This window comes from Pseudomonas sp. 10(2024), assembly GCF_045164175.1.
GTDB classification, from domain to species: domain Bacteria; phylum Pseudomonadota; class Gammaproteobacteria; order Pseudomonadales; family Pseudomonadaceae; genus Aquipseudomonas; species Aquipseudomonas alloputida.
On the sequence record NZ_CP174006.1, the window covers coordinates 2767810 to 2787892 of the forward strand.

Here is a 20083-nt window from a genome sequence, read left to right on the forward strand (position 1 = left end):
CCACTCAACCCTGTTTCAGCCGCGAGGCGGCCTCCAGAGCGAAGTAAGTCAGGATGCCGTTGCACCCCGCACGTTTGAACGCCATCAACGCCTCCAGGATGACCGTGTCCGGATCCAGCCAGCCCTGGTTGATCGCTGCCTTGAGCATCGAGTATTCACCGCTGACCTGGTAGGCAAATGTCGGCACGGCAAAGGTCGCCTTGACCCTTTGAATGATGTCCAGATAGGGCATGCCGGGCTTGACCATCACCATGTCGGCGCCTTCTTGCAGGTCCAGCGCTACTTCGCGCAGGGCTTCGTCGCTGTTGGCCGGGTCCATCTGGTACGTGCGCTTGTCGCCTTTGAGCGCGGCCGCCGAACCCAGTGCGTCGCGGAACGGGCCGTAGAAGCCGGACGCGTACTTGGCGGCGTAGGACATCAGACGCACATCGCTGAACCCGGCCAGGTCCAGCGCGGACCTGAGCGCGCCGATGCGCCCGTCCATCATGTCCGAAGGTGCCAAGGTGTCGATGCCGGCCTGGGCCTGGACCACGGCTTGGGCCGCCAGTACCTGCAAGGTCTCGTCATTGGCCACGCGGCCTTGGCGCAGCACGCCGTCGTGGCCATGGTCGGTGTAGGGGTCCAGTGCGACGTCGCCGATCAAGCCAAGGTTGGGGAACGTGGCCTTGAGCAACCTGGCGGCGCGGCAGATCAGGTTGTCCGCGTCGAGGGCGTGGGTGCCCTCACTGTCTTTGCGCTGCACTGGAGTGGCGGGAAACAGGGCAATGGCCGGAATGCCCAGTTCGACCGCCCGGCCTACGTGATCCGGCAGTTCGGCCAGGCTGACGCGTACCTGGCCCGGCATGGCGGTGATCGCCTCGCATGTACCTGAGCCTTCCTTGAGAAAAACCGGCCAGATCAGGTCATCGCGAGACAGGCTGTTTTCAGCGACCAGACGCCGCGTCCATTCGTCAGCGCGATTACGGCGCAAACGCGTGGCCGGGAACGCGCCCGTTGAGCTCGCGAAGTGGGTCATGCCTCTCATGCCTCGATGGAGGAATGGTGGCCAGTGATCAACCACTGCTGGTCGATCCGCTCGAAGGTGAACAGGAAGCGCGCTGGCACTACCCGCTGCTCGCCGTCCTCACGAAAGACGAAGGTGTACTGGCCTCCAACGACCACGGTGCCCAGCTTGCGGCTGACGCGCTTCTTGAACAACTGGATGTCACAGACCAGCCCGTCGTTAGCGAGGAAATTCTCGAGATAGTTGCGACGGCTGTCGTCGCAGTCACGCACTTGGTTGGACAGGGTCGGAACCAGGATCGCATCAGGTGCGTACAACGCCAGCACCTGATCCACATCGCGTGTGGCCACGGTCGCGGCCCAACGGTAGAGCGCCGCTTTGGCACCGGCCAGGCAGGCCAGTTCGGTGTCGGCGTAGGTTTCGATGGTCGGGTTCGGGCATGTTTCGGTCATGGCGTCTCTCCTGCGCAAGTGGAAAAGATGAACAGTAGCGGCGTAATCTGCTAAGTTGTAAGTGTTATAACATAACATTTACCACAGGTTGCAAATCATGTTCCTTACCCTTGAGCAGGCACAGGCGGGAAGCCGCTTCGCCTTGACCGATGTGCTTGGCCACATACCCTGGAACCCCCAGGGGCTGATCCCCGCCATCACCCAGCAGCATGACAGCGGCGAAGTCCTGATGCTGGCCTGGATGAACGAAAAGGCGCTGCTGGAAACCCTCGAGACCCGGCGGGCGTGCTACTGGTCACGTAGCCGTGGATGCCTGTGGCGCAAAGGCGAAAGCTCGGGGCATGTCCAGCATGTACACGACGTGCGGCTGGACTGCGATGGCGACGCGCTGTTGTTGCTGGTGGATCAGACAGGTGTCGCCTGTCACACAGGGCGTCGCAGCTGTTTCTACAACGCGATCCAGGGTGATCAAGTGGTGGTGACGGGCAACCCCGCCGAGGTGGGCGCATGAATCAAGTCATCATTCGCAACTCCCGCCTGGTCAATGAAGGTGCCATACAGGAGGCCGATGTACTGGTCGCCCATGGCCGTATCGAGAAAATCGGCCGCAGCATCGCGGGCGTCAATGCGCCGCTCGAAATCGATGCCCGGGGCCAATGGTTGCTCCCCGGCATGATCGACGACCAGGTTCATTTTCGTGAGCCTGGCGCTGCGCACAAGGGCACCATGGCCAGTGAGTCGCGCGCAGCAGTGGCGGGCGGTATCACCAGCTTCATGGACATGCCCAACACCAACCCGGCCACGCTGGATCTTGCCGCCCTGCACGACAAGAAAGCCCGCGCCGCCAGCACCTCGGTTGCCAACTACGGTTTTCATTTTGGCGTGAGCAAGGACAACCTCGATACCGTGGCGGCCCTCGACCCACGTGAAGTGGCGGGAGTGAAGGTGTTCATGGGCGCCTCCACCGGCGACATGCTGGTGGACAACCCCAGGGTGCTGGAGCGGCTGTTCGCCAGCGTGCCGACCATCCTCCTGGCGCACTGCGAGCACACCCCGTCGATCCTGGCCAACGAAGCGCGCATACGTGAGCGCTACGGCGATTTCATTCCGCCGGCCATGCACCCGATCATTCGAGATGCCGATGCCTGCCTGCGCTCTTCGAGCCTGGCGGTGCAGCTTGCCAAGCAGTTCGGCACACGGTTGCATGTGCTGCACTTGACCACCGCCCAAGAGCTGAAGTTGTTCCAGCCTGGGCCTTTGCAGGGCAAGCAGATCACCGCCGAAGTGTGCGCGCACCATCTGCTGTTCGATGACCGTGACTATGCCCGCTTGGGCCACCTGATCAAATGCAACCCTGCCATCAAAACCCGGGAAGACCGGGACGCACTGCGTCAGGCTCTGCTGTGCGACCGCATCGATGTCATCGGTACCGATCACGCACCCCATACCTTGGCGGAAAAACAACGCCCTTATGCCTCGGCGCCATCAGGTTTGCCGTTGGTACAGCATGCACTTCCGGCGCTCTTCGAGCTTGTGGAGGAGGGCGTGCTGACAGTTGCCCAACTGGTGCGCAAGACCAGCCACGCCGTCGCGGATCTGTTCGCCATTTCGGAACGCGGTTACCTGCGTGAGGGCTACTGGGCGGACATGACGCTGATCGAGCGTCTGCCCGAGCCCCGCGCTGTCATCCTCGACCCGGTTCTGGCGCACTGTCAGTGGACGCCGTTCGTGCACCATCGTTTTCATCATCGAGTGGCCACGACACTGGTCTCCGGGCAACTGACCTGGCATGAAGGCCGGCTGGTCGAGGGCTGCCAAGGCTTGCCGCTGGCGTTCAACGCACGACGCGGTTGACCGCCATTTCTTTTCATTGACCTGAGCGCACCTGCAATGACCGAACAAGAGCTACTATCCCAACCCGAAGACGCCTACATGGACGCTGCCCAGCAAAGGTTCTTCCGTGAGCTGCTGCTTGCCCAGCGCAATGAGCTTCAGCAACGCATCGCTGAAGAATTCGAAGCGATCCGCGACTTCGAGCCTACCAGTGATCCCTCCGATATCGGCACGGCGGAGGAGCATCGTCAATGGCAATTGAGGCTGCTGGAGCGGGAGAAAAAACTGCTGGACAAGATCGACGAGGCCCTGGAACGCGTTGCCCGTGGCGAGTATGGCTGGTGTAAGGAAACTGGCGAGCCGATTGGTCTCAAGCGGTTGCTGCTCAGGCCAACTGCCACCCTGTGCGTGGAGGCCAAAGAACGCCAGGAACGCAATGAGCGGCACATGCGCGACGATTGAGGGTGCAAATCGCCACCATAGGGTTCATCAGCACGTAGCCACAGTAGATGCCCCGGGTATGCTCGCGTTCGAGGTAACGTTGTTTTGCCCATTCGCCCAGGGGCCTACGTATCACGCTGAACACCAGTTTTATCCCGATACCTAATGGGAGGGGATGCCCTGTCCCAGCAGCGACTCAATAGCTCAGACGTTATCAGCCGCGCCGGTCCTGGTGCTGGACGAACAGATTTTTTACATCTGTTGTTATAACGTTACCGAATATGTCGCAAATGGACGATAACGCCTTCGGGAGCCGATTCGCGACGCCTGGTATTGCTGGAGTCTTATGATGGTCGATCTAGAAACCGAGGCCACCGACCTCGATGGGCTTCCCCGTTTTCAGCGCTCAAAAGTTCACACGCGCAGGCTAGTGCTTTTGACGTACGTGGCGCTAGCAATCGCCACGCTGCTATTGACACTGCAAGGATTGGTCGGGGTGTTCAGCCCTGACTCCTACTGGTTCGTCCTCTTGGCGGTCAATGGCTCCGCGCTGTTCCTGCTGGCGGCGACAGCGCAGTCGGCTTGGCGGGTGGCCAGTTGGCGTACGACCGCGCTGGGGCAGGTCCCCACTCCGCTGGTGTTCTGGCGGGGTGACGCAAAGGAATCAGTCGAGTCCGCATCGCTCAGCCGTTTTGAACGCTGGTGCTGGCAGGTCGGCGAAACCTGCCGGCGGCAACTTCACAAGCTGGGCGCTGAGACGCCCTGGCTTGTTGGCTTGGCAGTGCTGGCGCTGCTGTTGGTCAAAGGCGCTTGGCGCTTTGACTTGCCTGTACCGCTGCCTGCCGGCCAGGTGACCTGGGTTGCCATCGGAATACTGGCTGTGTTCGCGTTCTGCCTGGTAGTGGTGGAGCGCCACTTGATGGCGGAAAGCGAAGCGACATGGCCTGAGGCCAGGGCGCTTGCGGCTGTGTTGCGCCTGGTCATCGCAGTGCACGTGTTGTCCATTGGCTGCCTGGTGTGCGTAGACGGCGCACGACTGTGGCCGGCACGATTGGCAGTATTGATCGGTGTGCTACCTGGGTTGGCAGCGCTCGAGCTGCTCGTGCGAGCAGTTTTGGCGATATTCCGCCCCCCACGACCTCGCGAGGAGCCTGCGCTCGTGGCTCGTAGCCTGATCGGCGACCTGCTGCAATGGCCACCCCGGCCGATGACAATGCTGCAGAACGAATTGCACCAGCGTCTAGGCATCGACTTGCGCCAGGTATGGGCCTTCGCCTTCATGCGTCGGGCGTTCCTCCCGGTGGCGGCATCGGTGGCGCTGGTCGGTTGGTTGCTGACTGGCATCGTGGAAGTGCCCATGAACAATCGCGGCGTATACGAGCGCTTTGGCAAGCCCGTCGCTGTGTATCAACCGGGCTTGCACATCGGGCTGCCTTGGCCTTTTGGCAAGGTGCTGAGTGTAGACAACAGCATCGTCCATGAGTTGGCTACCTCTGGTGCAGATGACGCGGCAGATCCACTGACCGCTGCCGAAAGCGCGGCCCCGGCAACGGCGAATCGGCTTTGGGATGCGACTCACCTCAGCGAGAACTCGCAGGTGATAGCCGGTGCCGACGGTGGGCGACAGGGCTTCCAGATCGTAAACATGGACGTGCGATTCATCTACCGTATCGGCATGAGTGACGCGGCAGCGCTAGCGGCCACCTACCAGAGCACTGATATTGCACAGCTGCTGCGCAGCGTTGCCAACCGCGTGCTGGTCCACGATTTCGCTGGACGATCGCTGGACGGCTTGTTAGGCACCGAGCGTGAAGCACTGGGGCGCGACATCGGGCGTGCGGTGCAGGCAGACCTGAACTGCATGAACAGTGGCGTAGAGCTGTTGGCAACGTCGGTGGAGGCGATTCATCCGCCGGCGGGCGCGGCCAATGCCTACCATGCCGTGCAGGCGGCGCAAATCACCGCACAGGCGCTCGTTGCGCGTGACCGCGGGCAGGCTGCACAGAAGCTCAACCAGGCGCGTCTCGACGCCACATCGCTGGCCCACAAGGCCACCGCTGACGCCCATGAAGTGCAGACCAAGGCGAGTACCGCCGCGCTGCGTTTCGAAGCCGAACGCACTGCCTGGCAGCATGCTGGCCAGGCTTTCATCCTCGAACAGTATCTGGAGCGCTTGTCCCAAGGCATGAATGGGGCGAGCAGCCTGATCATCGATCATCGCCTGGCGGCACACCAGGCACCGACGCTGGACCTGCGCAGCTATGCAGTGCCCGTCGATCCCATGCAGCCAAAACCCGCACCCGCACGCCCCCAGGAGCGTAAAAATTGAGCGCCCATACTACACACGACCATCACCACAGCCACGATCATGATGATGGCCATGACCATCATCATGATGACAGTCACGCGCATGCCCGTCCGGCCTGGCTACGCATTGGCATGGCGCTGCTGCTGGTCCTGGTGATGGGCGCGACGGCGTGTTTCGTGCAGGTTCGAGTCGGTGAGGCAACCGTGATCACGCGCTTCGGCAACCCGTCGCGAGTGCTGACCGAGCCTGGGTTGGCGTGGCGTTGGCCGGTGCCCTTCGAGGCAGCAGTCCCGGTCGACCTGCGTCTGCGCACAACCTCCAGTGGTCTGCAGGATGTGGGTACGCGCGATGGTTTGCGCATCATCGTGCAGGCCTATATTGCATGGCAGGTGGCGCCAGACCCACAGAGCATCCAGTTGTTCATGCGGGCGGTGCAGAATCAACCAGACGAGGCTGCGCGGCAGATCCGCACCCTGGTCGGCTCGGCGCTCGAAACCACCGCCAGTGGTTTCGAGCTGGCGGACTTGGTCAACGTCGATGCCAGCAGGGTGCGCATCGATGCATTCGAACAGCGCCTGCGTGAGCAGATCGAGCAACAACTGATCAACACCTATGGGGTGCAGGTGGTGCAAGTGGGCATGGAGCGCCTGACCTTGCCCAAGGTCACCCTCGACGCCACCGTTGACCGAATGCGTGCCGAACGCGAGACCATTGCCACCGAGCGCACTGCCGAAGGGAAGCGCAAGGCTGCCGAGATCCAGTCGGCCGCCGAGCGCGATGCCCGAATCCTGGAAGCGGACGCCACCGTCAAGGCTGCCCAGATCCAGGCCCAGTCCCAGGTGCAGGCGGCGGAAATCTATGGCAAGGCGTACGCCGGGGCACCGGAGCTCTACACCTTGCTGCGCTCGCTGGATACCCTTGGATCGGTCATCAACCCGAGTACTCGATTGGTATTGCGAACCGATGCCGCGCCGTTCCGCGCCCTGGTGGAAGTGCCTACGCTACCTGCTGGAGCCAACCATGACCATCAGTGAGCATCTGACGTCCCGGTTGCCGGATGGCCCTTGGCTGCAGACAGGACGCATCGGCTTTCTGGCGTTGTACGTCGTGACGCTGATGGCGGCAGTGGGCTGGCTGTTCGAAAATGTCCGCCAGGTGGGGCCTGAGAGCCGCGCGGTTGTGCTGCGCCTGGGGGCCGAAGACCGCATTCAGAATGCTGGCTTGCTGCTCGCTTGGCCGCAACCTTTCGAGCAAGTCGTGATACTGCCCTCGGCAGGACGGATTACTGAACGTCGGGTTGAAGTGCTGCTGCGCTCAGAACTTGCGCGAAAATCGGACAAGGACGGCACGCTGGCAAGCGATGCTACCGCTGGCTCTGGCTATTTGTTGACGGGCGACGCTGGAGCCGTACAACTGGATGTCCGGGTGTTTTATACCGTCACCGGCCCCTACGCCTTCGCTCGCCAGGGGCAACACGTCGAACCCGCCCTGGACCGCCTGGTAGAGCGAAATGCGGTGCAGACCTGTGCCTCGCGTGACATGGATGCCATCCTGGTCGCGCGTCCTGAGCTGGTCGGCGGCGACGCACGGTTGGCTGAGCTCCGTGCGCAATTGCGCGGCGACCTTCAACAAGGCATCAACAGTAGCCTTGCCCATCTGCGAGCGGCTGGAGCGGACCTTGGGATCGAGGTAGTACGAGTCGACATTCAGTCTTCTCTGCCTTGGTCAGCAGTCGGCGCATTCAACGCAGTGCTCACCGCGAGTCAGCAGGCCGAGCAGGCTGTGGCAAAAGCCCGTAACGATGCTGCTCGCCAACTGCAACAGGCCACCCAAGCTGCAGACCGCACAGTACAGGTGGCACAAGCCGAAGCGCGCGAGCGGCTGTCCCAGGCCCAGGCCGAGACCGCCACCATCGTTGGTCTGACGCATCAGCAGGATCCACAGCTATTGCAGCGCCTTTACCGTGAGCGGATACCGGCGATCCTCGCCCGCGCAGGGTCGGTCACCACCGTCGACAACGATGACGCCGGACACATGATTCTGCAGGGGCCCAAGCCATGAAAGCAGTGCCTTTGCTCGATGTCGGCCGGCCTGCTTCGACCTATTTTCATTCCTGGAGCTGCTCGCGATGAGTACTCATCACTGCCATGGCCACCATCACCACGCCCATTCACACCTTACGTCTGGCTTGTTATCCCAGGCCGAACGGCGTGCTGCCGCACGACAGCTGGTCCTGGCGATGCTGGCATTGGGGTTGTTGGTGCTGGGGCTCGTCTGGCGCTGGCTGGCGCCGACCCAAGAGGGGGTCAGTCAGTTGCTGCTGGGCGTCGCCTCCTTGCTCGTGGCTATCCCAGTGTTACGTTCGGCGTGGTACAGCCTGTTGCAACCTAGTCTTCACGGCATCACCGATCAGCTCATCGGCTTAGCCATGTTGGGCGCCTGGGCAACGGGTGACCTCGCGACAGCGGCACTGTTACCGATCATCATGATTTTCGGTCACGTCCTGGAGGAGCGTAGCGTGCTCGGCTCGCAAGAAGCGATTGCGGCACTTGGGCAGCTGACCCGTAGTCGAGCACGTCTTATCAATGCCGAGGGGCAGGTTCATGAGGTCGATAACGCAAGCCTCAACCCTGGCGACCAAGTCGAAGTCCGTGCCGGTGACCGGGTACCAGCCGATGGACGCATTCTTGAAGGCCAGGCCAGCCTGGACACCGCGCCCATCACGGGGGAGTCCATTCCCCAGGAAGTGACGACCGGGATGGATATCCATGGAGGGTCGATCAATCTGGATGGCTTGCTGCGGGTGGAGATTACGCGTGTTGGCGATGATTCTACCTTGGGCAAGGTCATCGCCCTGATGCAGCGCGCCGAACAAGCCAAGCCGCCCATCACACGCTTGCTCGAACGACACGCCGGGCGTTATCTGGTATTGGTGCTACTGATTGCCGCCGCGACCTGGTTCGTTACCAAGGATGCCCAGGCCATGTTGGCCGTTCTGGTCGCCGCCTGTCCGTGTGCATTGGTTCTGTCGGCACCGGCGACAGCGGTGGCAGGCATTGCCGTCGCCGCCCGGCACGGTATCCTGATTCGAGGGTCTGCCTTCCTCGAGGAACTCGCCGACTTGTCTTCGCTGGTGATCGACAAGACCGGCACACTGACCTACGGCAACCTGCGTCTGCGCAGCGTGGTTGGCCTATCGAGTACGTTGTCGCAGGCCGATATCATCAACCTCGCCGCAAGTCTCGGTGCGGCCAGTAGCCATCCGGTCAGCCGAGCTCTGGCGGCATTGGTACCGCATGACCACCAGTTGCCGCTACTGGATGTCCATGAACGCCAAGGCTTTGGCGTTGTGGCGCACACAGCCGAGGGAAAAGCTGCGTTGGGGCGACCGGAGCTTTTCGATGAGTTGGGCATGACGGTGCCTCCAGTTCCTGAACATGATGGCCCAATCGCGGGCTTGACGCAGAATGGGCAATTTCTGGGTTGGCTGTTGCTGGCCGACAACGTGCGCGCAGAGTCTGCCGAGGCCATGCAGCAATTGCGTGAACTAGGCCTGGAGCGTCAGTTGCTGCTGAGCGGTGATCGCACCCGTGTGGCTGAATCCATCGCTGCACAGGTCGGTATCACTCGCGTGGTGTCCGAAGCATTGCCCGAAGAGAAATTGCGCCAGGTCAACCATGAGCTTCAGGTTGGCTTCCGCCCCTTGGTGGTGGGTGATGGCATCAATGATGCGCTGGCGCTCAAGGCGGGTGTCGTGGGGGTGGCGATGGGGGCGGGCGGTGCTGATATCGCGCTGGCCGCAGCGGATATCGTGCTGATCAACGGTGATCTGCGGCGCTTGGGCACCTGCATCCGTCTCAGCCGTCTTTGCCGTCGCACGCTCCAGGTGAACGTGCTGATCGGCTTGGGCTGGACCTTGGCTATCGTGGGGGCAGCAGCTTTCGGTTTATTGGGAGCGGCGGGGGCCATGGTCGCAGCGCTGTTGCACAATTTCAGTACATTGCTGGTGCTCAGCAACTCCGGGCGCTTGTTACGTTATGACGAACGGGATGTGGAGAAGAGGGAAATGTCAGCATATCGTGCTGGCATCCAACGCTGACGCCTATAACGCAGGCATGCAGGTGGGGCTCCCCCCGCCTGTCACCGCGCCGGCAACGATGGGCATCGCTTACAAAGCAGCACGAAAATATCAACCCGGCGAGCCGAGGACATCACCATGGCGGTGGACTAGTCGGCCAAGAAAGTCCTGAGCGCCTCATGCGACATGGGTCTCGCAAAGTAATAGCCTTGGAGAATATCGCAGCGCCCCCTTTCCAGGAAATTCACCTGAGGCGCAGTTTCCACACCTTCAGCGACCACTGACAGGCTGAGATGATGGGCCATCGAAATGATGCCTTGAGTGATTGCTGCATCGTGTAGGTTCGTCGAGATGTCCTGGATAAAGGAGCGGTCAATCTTGATTTTGTCTATTGGCAAGCACTTGAGATAACTCAGGCTGGAGAACCCCGTACCGAAATCATCCAGCGCAATGCGTACACCCAAGTCTTTGAGGCGGTGCAAGGTTGCAATTGCTTGTTCAACGTTATGCAGCAAGAGTGACTCGGTTATCTCCAGCTCCAATTGTCCAGCGCTGAGCCCATGCTTGCTCAACACTGCCTGGATACATTCAACGAACTGACCGCACTGGAAATGCATCGGCGAAATATTCACGGCCATCGAGATACCGTTGAAGCCCTGATCACATAGGTTGCGCAACTGCGCGCACGCCGTATCGAGTACCCAAAGGCTCAGAGGGATAATTTGACCACTGTCCTCTGCCACCGGTATGAAAACCGCTGGAGAGATGAACCCTCTAACCGGATGCTCCCAGCGCAACAACGCTTCGATCCCGACCACCCGACGCGTGCGCGCTTCTATTTGCGGTTGATAATGCAGGCTGAACGATTGAGTTTTGATAGCCTTTTGCAGGTCATTACGTAGGCTTCTGTGCTCGCAAACGCGGTGGGTAAGATCGCTGGTGTACCATTGAAAGTTGTTCCGACCTTGTTGCTTGGCTTTGTACATGGCCATGTCAGCCTGCTGGATCAACTTCATCGGCTGCTCGATGTGGCCATCGCTTACCGTAATACCGATACTGGTACTCACGTGCAGGTCAATACCCTGGATACAGTAGGGTTTGCCAATGCTGGCCAGCAGTCGCTCGGCCACCGGGACAGCGTCTTCATCACGAAGCAGGTCCGTCAGCAGAACGACAAACTCATCGCCGCCCATACGCACGACGGTATCAGCCGGACGGACCTGCTGGGTCAAGCGCTGTGCCACCTCGATCAGCACTTGATCGCCGAAGTAGTGCCCGATGGAGTCGTTGATGGATTTGAATCCATCCAGGTCGATGTACATGACCGCCAGTTGAACTTTACGTTGACGGCTGTTGCGACACGCCAGGACAAGCCGGTCTTCCAGAGACAGGCGGTTAAGCAAACCCGTCAGCCCGTCATGGCTGGCATTGATACTCAACTGGCGCTCGTAATGCTTCTGTTTGCTGATATCCCGCGCGATGCCGAATACCCCGATGATCTCGCCATTGACCATGATTGGCAGGTTAGCGATATCCATGATCAACTGCTTGTCGTCGCTCTCGTCGCGCACCCTTGCCTCGAATCGCTGCGGCTCACCGGCGCGGGCCGCGAAAAAATGCTGATTCACTTTCGGCAGGTCTTCTTCGAACACGAGGTGGGAGAAATGATGGCCGACAAGATCAGTTGCCGCGCCAGCTTTAAGCTTCAGGCCAGCAGGGTTCACACTCTGGATGTTGCCCGCCCTGTCGAGGGCGAAAACCGGGTTGGGGTTGTAGGTAAACAATGAGCGAAACCGTTGTTCGCTTTCCTCCAGACGTTGGCCGTCACGCTCATGTCGGATCGCAATGGCAGCCAGTTGCGCCGCGCAGGTCAGCCGATGGATCTGCACCTCGCTTGGCGCAATCGCTTGATCCTGGTATAGCGCAAATGTCCCAAGTACGGATCCCTGATGCGAGAGTAATGGCAACGACCAGCAGGAGCGTAGATTGTACCCTAGCGCCAGACTGCGAAAACGCTCCCAGCTCGGATCCCGGGCTATATCCGCTGTCACCACCAGCTCGCGGCGGAATGCAGCTGTGCCACACGTGCCTTCCTGAGGCCCAATGGGCAACCCATGGATCGCATCGCTGTAGGCAGGCGGCAGGCCAGGCGCGGCGCCCTTCAGCAAATGCTTGCCTTGCGCATCGGTGAGCAGTATCGAACACAGCGTGCCGGGATCCTGGGCGTCGATCATCAAGCAGATGGCGGTGAGGATGTCGTGCAGTTGATGATTGGTCGCAATCATACCGAGTATGTCGCGCTGAGACTCGGAAAGCGCCATGCTGTGATAGCTCGTGCAGGAGGTGTTCATGGGGATTCCTGAGTACTTGCGAGGCCTTCCGGTTCCCTGAACGGCTGGAGAATTGAGTGCCCGGGTACAGTCCGATCGCACCCCGATCGCGAAATCTTATAAAGCAGTGGGCCTTCCACGAAAAAGACTCAGGTGGATGATAAAAGAACGTATCAGATGGAGCGCGTGCGCCTTAACTCGGCTCGCCTCGGCCTGCCCGCTGACTATTTCTGAACCGATCGCAGATACTGCTTGACTTGCGAACTACCAGGCGCAGACTTTAGCCAGCATTGCAAAAGTTCCTTGGGCCTGGGCGCATCTGTTTTCGTCGCTCGCCAACCCGCGCTCGCCAACCCGCGCTTGCCTAGCAGGCGTGCTGAAGCTGGCGCTGGACATTACGGATACAGTACTGGCTTTCCTTTGAATGGCCCATCTCAAGGAAAGAACATCCCGATCACGCCCGACTGCTGCGAGAGCAGCAGTCGGGCGCCTTCCCTCGTGCCGAACGCTCTACGGCTGTTGCCCGCCACCCTTGAACCTGCCTGACGATGCCGATCAGGTTTTGATCAAGCGCCCATTCGACAATGGGCTGTTGACGATCATCCTCGAGGAGCGCGAAGCGGGTGCATCGAAGCACAGCCGTTCGATTCCGAATTGAAGCTGACTCGGAGATTTCGTTGAAGTCGTCACGAAGGCCCACCAGCAGACGAGGTGCTGCGGCAGGCTCCATCTCGTCATCTCAATGACTCAAGGAGCGCCCGCATGGCCAGCAAACAATGCCAGGTCTGTGGCCAACCCGCCACGACACGGGTGGAGGCCAAGGTCAATGGCCGCCACAACATCATGCTGTTGTGTGATGATCACTACCGCCAATTGGTGCGCCAGCAAAAACGCACCCTTTCCCCACTGGAAGCCCTTTTCGGCTCGCGCAGCGGTTTGTTCGAAGAGTTCATGGGCAGCGATTTGCTGCGCATCGGAGAAGACTCGGCATCCGTTGCCACGGGTGCCGATGAAGTGGCTGAAGCGTCGTCTGGGGAACCTGGCCGCGCAGCGTCCGGCACGCCACGCCGCCGCAGCAGCGGGCTGGCCAGCCGCATCAGCGAACACTCCGAGGCCCTGTTGCAGGAAGCCGCCAAGCGTGCCACGGAGTTCGGTCGGTCCGAAGTCGATACCGAACACCTGCTATTGGCGCTGGCCGACAGCGACGTGGTGAAGACCATCCTGAGCCAGTTCAAGATCAAGGTTGATGACCTCAAGCGCCAGATCGAAGCCGAAGCCAAGCGCGGCGACAAGCCATTTGAAGGCGAAGTCGGCGTGTCGCCTCGGGTCAAGGATGCGCTCAGTCGCGCCTTCGTCGCCTCCAATGAGTTGGGGCACGCATACGTAGGCCCCGAGCACTTCCTGATCGGGCTGGCCGAAGAGGGCGAAGGGCTGGCCGCCAACTTGCTGCGCCGCTATGGCCTTATGCCGCAGGCCCTGCGCCAGTGCGTCAGCAAGGTGGTGGGCAAGGGTGCAGAGGATGGCCGCGCCGAGGCGCCGACCGAAACGCCGGAGCTCGACAAGTACTCGCGCGATCTCACCAGGATGGCGCGCGATGGCAAGCTGGACCCGGTCATCGGGCGGGCACAGGAAATCGAAACCACCATTGAGGTACTGGCGCGGCGCAAGAAGAACAACCCGGTGTTGATCGGCGAGCCTGGCGTGGGCAAGACGGCCATCGTCGAGGGGCTGGCGCAGCGCATGGTGGCCGGCGAGGTGCCCGAGACGCTGCGCGACAAGCGCCTGGTCGAACTGAACATCAATTCGTTGGTGGCTGGCGCGAAGTACCGAGGCGAGTTCGAGGAGCGCGTGCAGAAGGTGCTGAAGGAAATCGCCGAGCATCAGGGCGAGCTGATTCTCTTCATCGACGAAGTGCACACCATCGTCGGGGCAGGCCAGGGCGGTGGAGAAGGCGGCCTGGACGTGGCCAACGTCTTCAAGCCGATGATGGCGCGTGGTGAGCTGAACCTGATTGGCGCGACGACGCTCAACGAGTACCAGAAGTACATCGAGCAGGACGCTGCGCTGGAGCGGCGTTTCCAACCGGTCGTGGTGCCCGAGCCAACGGTGGCGCAGACCATCATGATCCTGCGCGGCCTGCGCGACACCTTCGAAGCGCACCACAAGGTCAGCATTACCGAGGAGGCGATCATCGCTGCCGCCGAACTGTCCGACCGCTACGTCAGCGCGCGCTTTCTGCCGGACAAGGCCATCGATCTGCTCGACCAGGCTGCCGCCCGCGTCAAGTTATCGGCGACGGCGCGCCCGGTTGCGGTGCAGGAAATGGAGTCGGAGTTGCACCAATTGCGCCGCGAGCAGGACTACGCGGCTTCGCGCAAGCAATATGACAATGCGGCGCAGATCAGCAAGCGCGTCGAAGCCACGGAGGCCGAACTCAAGCAGCGGGTCGAGGAGTGGGAGCGCGAGCGCGGCTCGGGCAGCACCGAGGTCAAGGCGGAACATGTGGCGCAAATCGTCTCGCGGCTGACCGGCATTCCGGTCAATGAACTGACGGTGGAGGAGCGCGAGAAGCTGTTGCACCTGGAGCAGCGGCTGCATGAGCGCCTGGTGGGGCAGGACGAGGCGGTGCGTGCGGTGGCGGACGCGGTTCGGCTGTCGCGCGCTGGGCTGCGCGAAGGCAGCAAGCCCGTTGCCACGTTCCTGTTTCTGGGCTCCACCGGTGTCGGCAAGACCGAGCTGGCCAAGGCGCTGGCCGAAACCATCTACGGCGAAGAGAGCGCCCTGTTGCGTATCGACATGTCGGAGTATGGCGAGCGCCATTCCGTGGCTCGGCTGGTGGGCGCGCCTCCGGGTTACGTTGGTTATGACGAAGGCGGCCAGCTTACCGAAAAGGTCCGGCGCAAGCCCTATAGCGTGCTGCTGCTCGACGAAATCGAGAAGGCCCACCCCGACGTCTACAACATCCTGCTGCAGGTGTTCGACGACGGGCGACTGACCGATGGCAAGGGGCGCGTGGTGGACTTCACCAACACCATTATCATCGCCACGTCCAACCTGGGCTCCGACATTATTCAGCGGCGGCTGAAGGCGCCTGGAGCGGCTGGTGAGGAGTACGAGCAGACCAAGGTCGAGGTGATGGAAGTGCTGCGTGGGCACTTTCGCCCCGAGTTCCTCAACCGAATCGATGAGATCATCGTCTTCCATGCGCTGGGCAAGCTGGAGATCCGCCACATTGTTGGCCTGCAACTCGAGCGCGTGGCCCGCAATGCCGCGAGCCAGGGCGTGACGCTGACGTTCGACGAGACACTGGTCGATCACTTGGCGCAAGTCGGCTACAAGCCCGAATTCGGTGCTCGCGAGCTCAAGCGACTGATCCGCAGCGAGCTGGAGACGGCACTGGCACGTGAAATGCTCGGCGGCGGCATTGGCAAGGGTGATCACGCCCATGTGCGCTGGGACGACAAGGCGGAGCGGGTCGGGTTCGACCGCCGGCAAGCCGCGCCGGCCAAAGAGCTCGACAGTGAAAATGCGTGAAGCCCAGGCCGAAAGCTGCGGTTTCTCGTTGCAATGATCTTGCTGCTGAAGAGGTGAGGCATGAAGGACAGCGATGAGCCCGAGACCACGCGCATGCGACTGCGTCGCGAGTGGGCGGTGTTGACGTTTTACGAGCGTTTCGAGCAGATCGTCGCTCACATTCTTTCGCTGGTGATCGCGGTGGTTATCGTGGTGTCGCTGGTACAGCTGATCCAGATAGTCTTCAGCCTGCTGATCATCGATGCGTTCAATCCACTGGACCACCGGATCTTCCAGAATGTGTTCGGTATGGTCATGACGCTGCTGATCGCGATGGAATTCAAGCATTCCATCGTGCGCGTTGTCTTGCGCCATGGCAGCATCATTCAGGTCAAGACGGTCCTCTTGATCGGGTTGATCGCGCTGTCGCGCAAGATCGTGATCCTTGATCCCGATGTCAGCCCGGCCAAAGTCGCGGCGCTCGCTGGCGCCACCCTGGCCCTGGGGCTGACCTACTGGCTGTTGCGTGAGCGTGATGATCGAGTTGCCTAGGCTCTGTGTGAATGGCGCCAAGGCAAAGATTGAACGGGAAAAAGAGCGCGGATGTGTAATTCCATATCCGTTCAAACCGGGGCTTGAAAACCTCCAGATTGCTCACATAATTCCGTCATCAGGGGCCGAAACCCGGCGCTTCGCGCCTCCTGTTCGAGATCATTTCAGTCAGCTGGAAGGAGGATTGTCATGTACGAGTCCCTTCTTAATCTGTCGAGCGATCCGATTGCCGAGTTCGAGAAGCTCCAGCGCGAACTGCAACATGTGCTGGGAACTGGGCTCGGGCGCCCAGGCAGCATTCGTGCCTTGGCCAGTGGTGCTTTTCCTGCCATCAATGTCGCGAGCACGCCATCGAGCATGGAGTTCTACGCCTTCGTTCCCGGCGTTGACCCGAGCGACATCGATCTGCAGATTCACCGAGGCCTGCTATCGATTTCCGGCGAGCGCCGGCCCGCGCGCAGCACGCAGGAGGGCAATTGCTCCGTGTACGCCAACGAGCGCTATGCCGGTCCCTTCAAGCGTACCGTGAGCCTCAATGATCAGGTCGATACCGACAAGGTCGAGGCCCACTACCGCGACGGCGTCCTGCGCATTTCCCTGCCGCGGCGGGAAGCGCTGCAGCCCAAGCGTATAGTCATCCAGTAACAGCAACGGTTTGAAGGAGGAATCACCATGAACGACAAGCAAGCAGTCGTGCGCGGCGAAACTGAAACCCAAACACTGCTGCCGCGCGTCGATGTCTTCGAAGACGAAAACGGAATCCAGCTGTTTGCCGACTTTCCCGGTGTGCCCAAGGATCATCTCGTGGTCAATGTGGAGGGTGACACGCTGGTGCTGGAAGGGGAGATCATGCCGCAGTTGTCCGAACAGCTGGAGGCCGTCTACGCTGAAGTCCAGCTGTCGCGATTCAGACGAGCCTTCACCTTGAGCTCCGAGCTGGATACGACCCGGATCGACGCTGAGCTACGGGACGGCGTGCTGAACGTGCGTGTTCCCAAACATGCACATGCCCAACCGCGCAAGATCGTCGTGAAAAGCGCGTAGGGCCTTGAGCGTGTGGAGGACGACCCATGGACAAACTAGCTGAACTCAGACATGGCCTGGAGGAAACCTGGCATTCGCTGGGCGAGGGCTGGCGTCAGCTTCGCGGTCGCACCAGCGAGGCCCTGACGCGCTTCACGCCAGTGAAGCGGAGCAGGGGCGAGTCGCAGGATGCGACCTCATCACCGGCGCTTGCCTCGAACTGGGGGCTGCTGGCCGGCGATCTTTACGAGGATGGTGAGCGGATCGTCGTTCGCCTTGAGATACCTGGAATGGTCAAGGAGGACCTGAACCTGGAAGTGCGGGGCGATACGCTGATCATTCGCGGTGAAAAGCGCGTCGAGCAGGAGCAGGGCAATGGGCATTATCGCGTCCGGCAATGCACCTTTGGCAGTTTCCGGCGCACCTTCCGGCTTCCTGCCGAGGTCATTGCCGAGCAGGCCAGCGCCAGATGCAACAACGGCGTGCTGCGTATCGAATTGCCCAAGCAAGCGCGTGCGAGTGGCAGGCGCATCGAGGTTCGCGAAGGCTAGGGGACAGCCCCTCGTCACCAGGATTACCCGCCCGCGACCTACCTGCGGGCGGGTGTTTCTTCAGTTGCTCCACCGGAAGCTGCCGCTTCCCATGCAGTGGATATTGCACATCCCAGGCGAACTGAGACGCCCAGCGATAATTCGTCCGGTACTTTCTCCATAACCGGTCCTGACAGGGGCTGAGGGTCGAAGCCATGGCCGCTGAAGGCAACGCAGGACTGTTGTTGGGTGTCATCACGTTGCTCAGCGCTGCCGTGGTGGCCGTGCCACTGCTCAAGCGCATCGGTTTCGGCTCGGTGCTGGGTTACCTGCTGGCGGGGATGATGATCGGGCCCTTCGGGCTGCAACTGGTCAATGACCCTCACACCATCATCGATGTGGGCGAATTGGGCGTGGTTATGTTTCTCTTCGTGATTGGCCTGGAGCTCAATCCCTCGCATCTGTGGGCGCTGCGGGCACAGATCTTTGGGCTGGGCAGCCTGCAGGTGTTGATCTGTGCCGTTCTGCTCACCGTCGTCGGCAAGGCCTTTGGTTTCCCTTGGCAGGTGTCATTCGTCTGCGCGGCCGGTTTTGTACTCACATCCACTGCCATCGTCATGCAAGTTCTCTCGGAGCGGGGTGACTTGACCGAGCCGAGGGGACAACGCATCGTGTCCATTCTGCTGTTTGAAGATCTGCTGATAGTGCCCTTGCTGGCGGTGGTGGCATTTCTGGCGCCTACTGCAGCGGTGCCCGAACCCACCTCACCCCTGTGGCAGCGCATGGCTATCGCAGCCGTGTCCCTCAGCGCACTGGTGATCATCGGGTTGTGGTTGCTCAACCCCCTGTTTCGGGTATTGGCCCAAGCCAGGGCGCGCGAGGTGATGACTGCTGCCGCGCTGCTGGTGGTGCTAGGAGCAGCGCTGCTGATGGAAATCGGCGGCCTGTCGATGGCGATGGGAGCGTTCGTTGCCGGTGTGCTGCTGTCGGAGTCCACCTTCCGCCACCAGCTGGAGGTGGACATAGAACCGTTTCGCGGACTGTTGCTGGGGCTGTTCTTTCTCGGCGTCGGCATGGCGCTGGACCTGCAGGTGGTGGCCAGGAACTGGCTACTCATCAGCTCTGGCGTGCTGGCGCTGATGGTGGTCAAGGCGCTGTGCATCTATGGGGTCGCGCGCCTAGCGAAAAGCCAGCATGGCGATGCGCTGGACCGCGCCGTGCTGATGGCGCAGGGGGGCGAATTTGCGTTTGTGCTGTTTACCGAAGCGCTGAAACTCAAGGTCGTCAGTGCCGAAATCAACGCCAACATGACGGCTATCGTGGTGCTGTCCATGGCCCTCACGCCGGTGAACCTTCTGTTGCTCAAGCGTTTCGCGCGGCCCCGGGCGGTTTCCATGGACGGTGTGGAGCCGGCACAGAATCTCCAAGGCCATGTACTCATCATAGGGTTTGGCCGTGTCGGCCAGATCGCTTGTCAAGCACCGCTCGCTCATGGCGCCAAGCTTTCAATCATCGATATGGACCCCGAGGTGATCCGCGCCGTCGAGCCTTATGGTTTCAAGGTCTATTACGGTGATGGTGCCCGGCATGACCTGTTGCATGCTGCCGGGGCGCGTCACGCCCGCACCATCATTGTGTGCGTGAATGACAAGAAGGCCGCGACACGCATCGTCAAAAGCACGCGGCAGTATTGCCCGCAGGTGAAGGTGCTGGTACGCGCCTTTGACCGCGAGCACGCGCTGGAGCTGGTCAAGCACGACGCCGACTACATCGTGCGGGAAACCTTTGAATCCTCCTTGCTGCTTGGCCGCCAGGCCGTGCTGACCTTGGGAGCCTCGAGCGTTGAAGCTGACGCGGTGACCGATGAGGTGCGCACACGCGATGCCGCACGCTTTGCCCTGGAAACATCCGGCGGTCTATTTGCCGGGCGAGCGTTGGTTCTGGGAAATATCGAGCGCATTGATCCGCCTGCGCCTGAAGCCACCGATGCCCAGTGAGCGGGAATCCGACGGCGATGCAG

General features: G+C 61.0%; 16 protein-coding genes. 13 read left to right on the forward strand and 3 right to left on the reverse strand.

What is annotated here, in order from left to right:
• Nucleotides 1-4: 4 nt before the first annotated feature.
• Together hemB and ACI7M0_RS12295 are read right to left on the reverse strand one after the other, a co-directional pair.
• Entirely contained in the window at nucleotides 5-1015 is a 1011-nt protein-coding gene (gene hemB / locus ACI7M0_RS12290; RefSeq protein ID WP_129932981.1) for a porphobilinogen synthase, read from the reverse strand.
• Between the two features lie 5 nt (nucleotides 1016-1020).
• The gene (locus ACI7M0_RS12295) at nucleotides 1021-1455 is read right to left on the reverse strand and encodes a DUF4440 domain-containing protein (protein ID WP_129932980.1); all 435 of its coding nucleotides are present in this window, start codon (nucleotides 1453-1455) and stop codon (nucleotides 1021-1023) included.
• Between the two features lie 97 nt (nucleotides 1456-1552).
• On the opposite strand from ACI7M0_RS12295, the gene hisI reads away from it, so the two are divergent.
• The 7 genes from hisI (at nucleotide 1553) to ACI7M0_RS12330 (ending at nucleotide 10136) form a co-directional block, all read left to right on the forward strand.
• Nucleotides 1553-1966, forward strand: a complete 414-nt coding sequence (gene hisI, locus ACI7M0_RS12300; protein ID WP_129932979.1) for a phosphoribosyl-AMP cyclohydrolase — start codon at nucleotides 1553-1555, stop codon at nucleotides 1964-1966.
• Nucleotides 1963-3309: a dihydroorotase gene (locus ACI7M0_RS12305; protein WP_129932978.1), complete on the forward strand. Its 1347-nt coding sequence runs from the start codon at nucleotides 1963-1965 to the stop codon at nucleotides 3307-3309. The genes hisI and ACI7M0_RS12305 overlap by 4 nt, the downstream gene beginning before the upstream one ends.
• A gap of 36 nt (nucleotides 3310-3345) precedes the next feature.
• Nucleotides 3346-3750, forward strand: a complete 405-nt coding sequence (gene dksA / locus ACI7M0_RS12310) for an RNA polymerase-binding protein DksA (RefSeq protein WP_064493495.1) — start codon at nucleotides 3346-3348, stop codon at nucleotides 3748-3750.
• A 475-nt stretch (nucleotides 3751-4225) separates the two neighbouring features.
• Nucleotides 4226-6058 (forward strand): protease modulator HflK, encoded by a 1833-nt coding sequence (hflK, locus tag ACI7M0_RS12315; protein WP_405314600.1) that lies wholly within the window; start codon nucleotides 4226-4228, stop codon nucleotides 6056-6058.
• Nucleotides 6055-7071, forward strand: coding sequence for a protease modulator HflC (hflC, locus tag ACI7M0_RS12320; protein ID WP_129932976.1), 1017 nt, complete (start codon nucleotides 6055-6057; stop codon nucleotides 7069-7071). The genes hflK (ACI7M0_RS12315) and hflC overlap by 4 nt, the downstream gene beginning before the upstream one ends.
• Nucleotides 7058-8098, forward strand: coding sequence for a protease modulator HflK (hflK, locus tag ACI7M0_RS12325; RefSeq protein WP_108190789.1), 1041 nt, complete (start codon nucleotides 7058-7060; stop codon nucleotides 8096-8098). The genes hflC and hflK (ACI7M0_RS12325) overlap by 14 nt, the downstream gene beginning before the upstream one ends.
• 67 nt (nucleotides 8099-8165) lie before the next feature.
• Nucleotides 8166-10136: a heavy metal translocating P-type ATPase gene (locus tag ACI7M0_RS12330; RefSeq protein WP_405314601.1), complete on the forward strand. Its 1971-nt coding sequence runs from the start codon at nucleotides 8166-8168 to the stop codon at nucleotides 10134-10136.
• Nucleotides 10137-10264: 128 nt separating this feature from the next.
• Here the strand turns inward: ACI7M0_RS12330 and ACI7M0_RS12335 are convergent, their stop codons facing one another.
• Nucleotides 10265-12466, reverse strand: a complete 2202-nt coding sequence (locus ACI7M0_RS12335; protein ID WP_129931811.1) for a bifunctional diguanylate cyclase/phosphodiesterase — start codon at nucleotides 12464-12466, stop codon at nucleotides 10265-10267.
• Nucleotides 12467-13207: 741 nt separating this feature from the next.
• Here ACI7M0_RS12335 and clpK point away from each other — a divergent pair.
• From clpK to ACI7M0_RS12365, 6 genes are all read left to right on the forward strand, one after another.
• Nucleotides 13208-15979, forward strand: a complete 2772-nt coding sequence (clpK, locus tag ACI7M0_RS12340; protein WP_129931810.1) for a heat shock survival AAA family ATPase ClpK — start codon at nucleotides 13208-13210, stop codon at nucleotides 15977-15979.
• Between the two features lie 60 nt (nucleotides 15980-16039).
• The gene (locus tag ACI7M0_RS12345) at nucleotides 16040-16510 is read left to right on the forward strand and encodes a phosphate-starvation-inducible PsiE family protein (protein ID WP_010954194.1); all 471 of its coding nucleotides are present in this window, start codon (nucleotides 16040-16042) and stop codon (nucleotides 16508-16510) included.
• Nucleotides 16511-16699: 189 nt separating this feature from the next.
• Nucleotides 16700-17155: an Hsp20/alpha crystallin family protein gene (locus ACI7M0_RS12350; RefSeq protein ID WP_129931809.1), complete on the forward strand. Its 456-nt coding sequence runs from the start codon at nucleotides 16700-16702 to the stop codon at nucleotides 17153-17155.
• Nucleotides 17156-17182: 27 nt separating this feature from the next.
• Nucleotides 17183-17554, forward strand: a complete 372-nt coding sequence (locus ACI7M0_RS12355; RefSeq protein ID WP_020190681.1) for an Hsp20/alpha crystallin family protein — start codon at nucleotides 17183-17185, stop codon at nucleotides 17552-17554.
• Between the two features lie 26 nt (nucleotides 17555-17580).
• Nucleotides 17581-18084 (forward strand): Hsp20/alpha crystallin family protein, encoded by a 504-nt coding sequence (locus ACI7M0_RS12360; RefSeq protein WP_064492091.1) that lies wholly within the window; start codon nucleotides 17581-17583, stop codon nucleotides 18082-18084.
• Between the two features lie 194 nt (nucleotides 18085-18278).
• Nucleotides 18279-20060 carry a monovalent cation:proton antiporter-2 (CPA2) family protein gene (locus ACI7M0_RS12365; RefSeq protein WP_129931808.1) on the forward strand — a complete coding sequence of 594 codons (1782 nt, stop codon included), beginning with the start codon at nucleotides 18279-18281 and terminating at the stop codon, nucleotides 20058-20060.
• Nucleotides 20061-20083 lie beyond the last annotated feature (23 nt).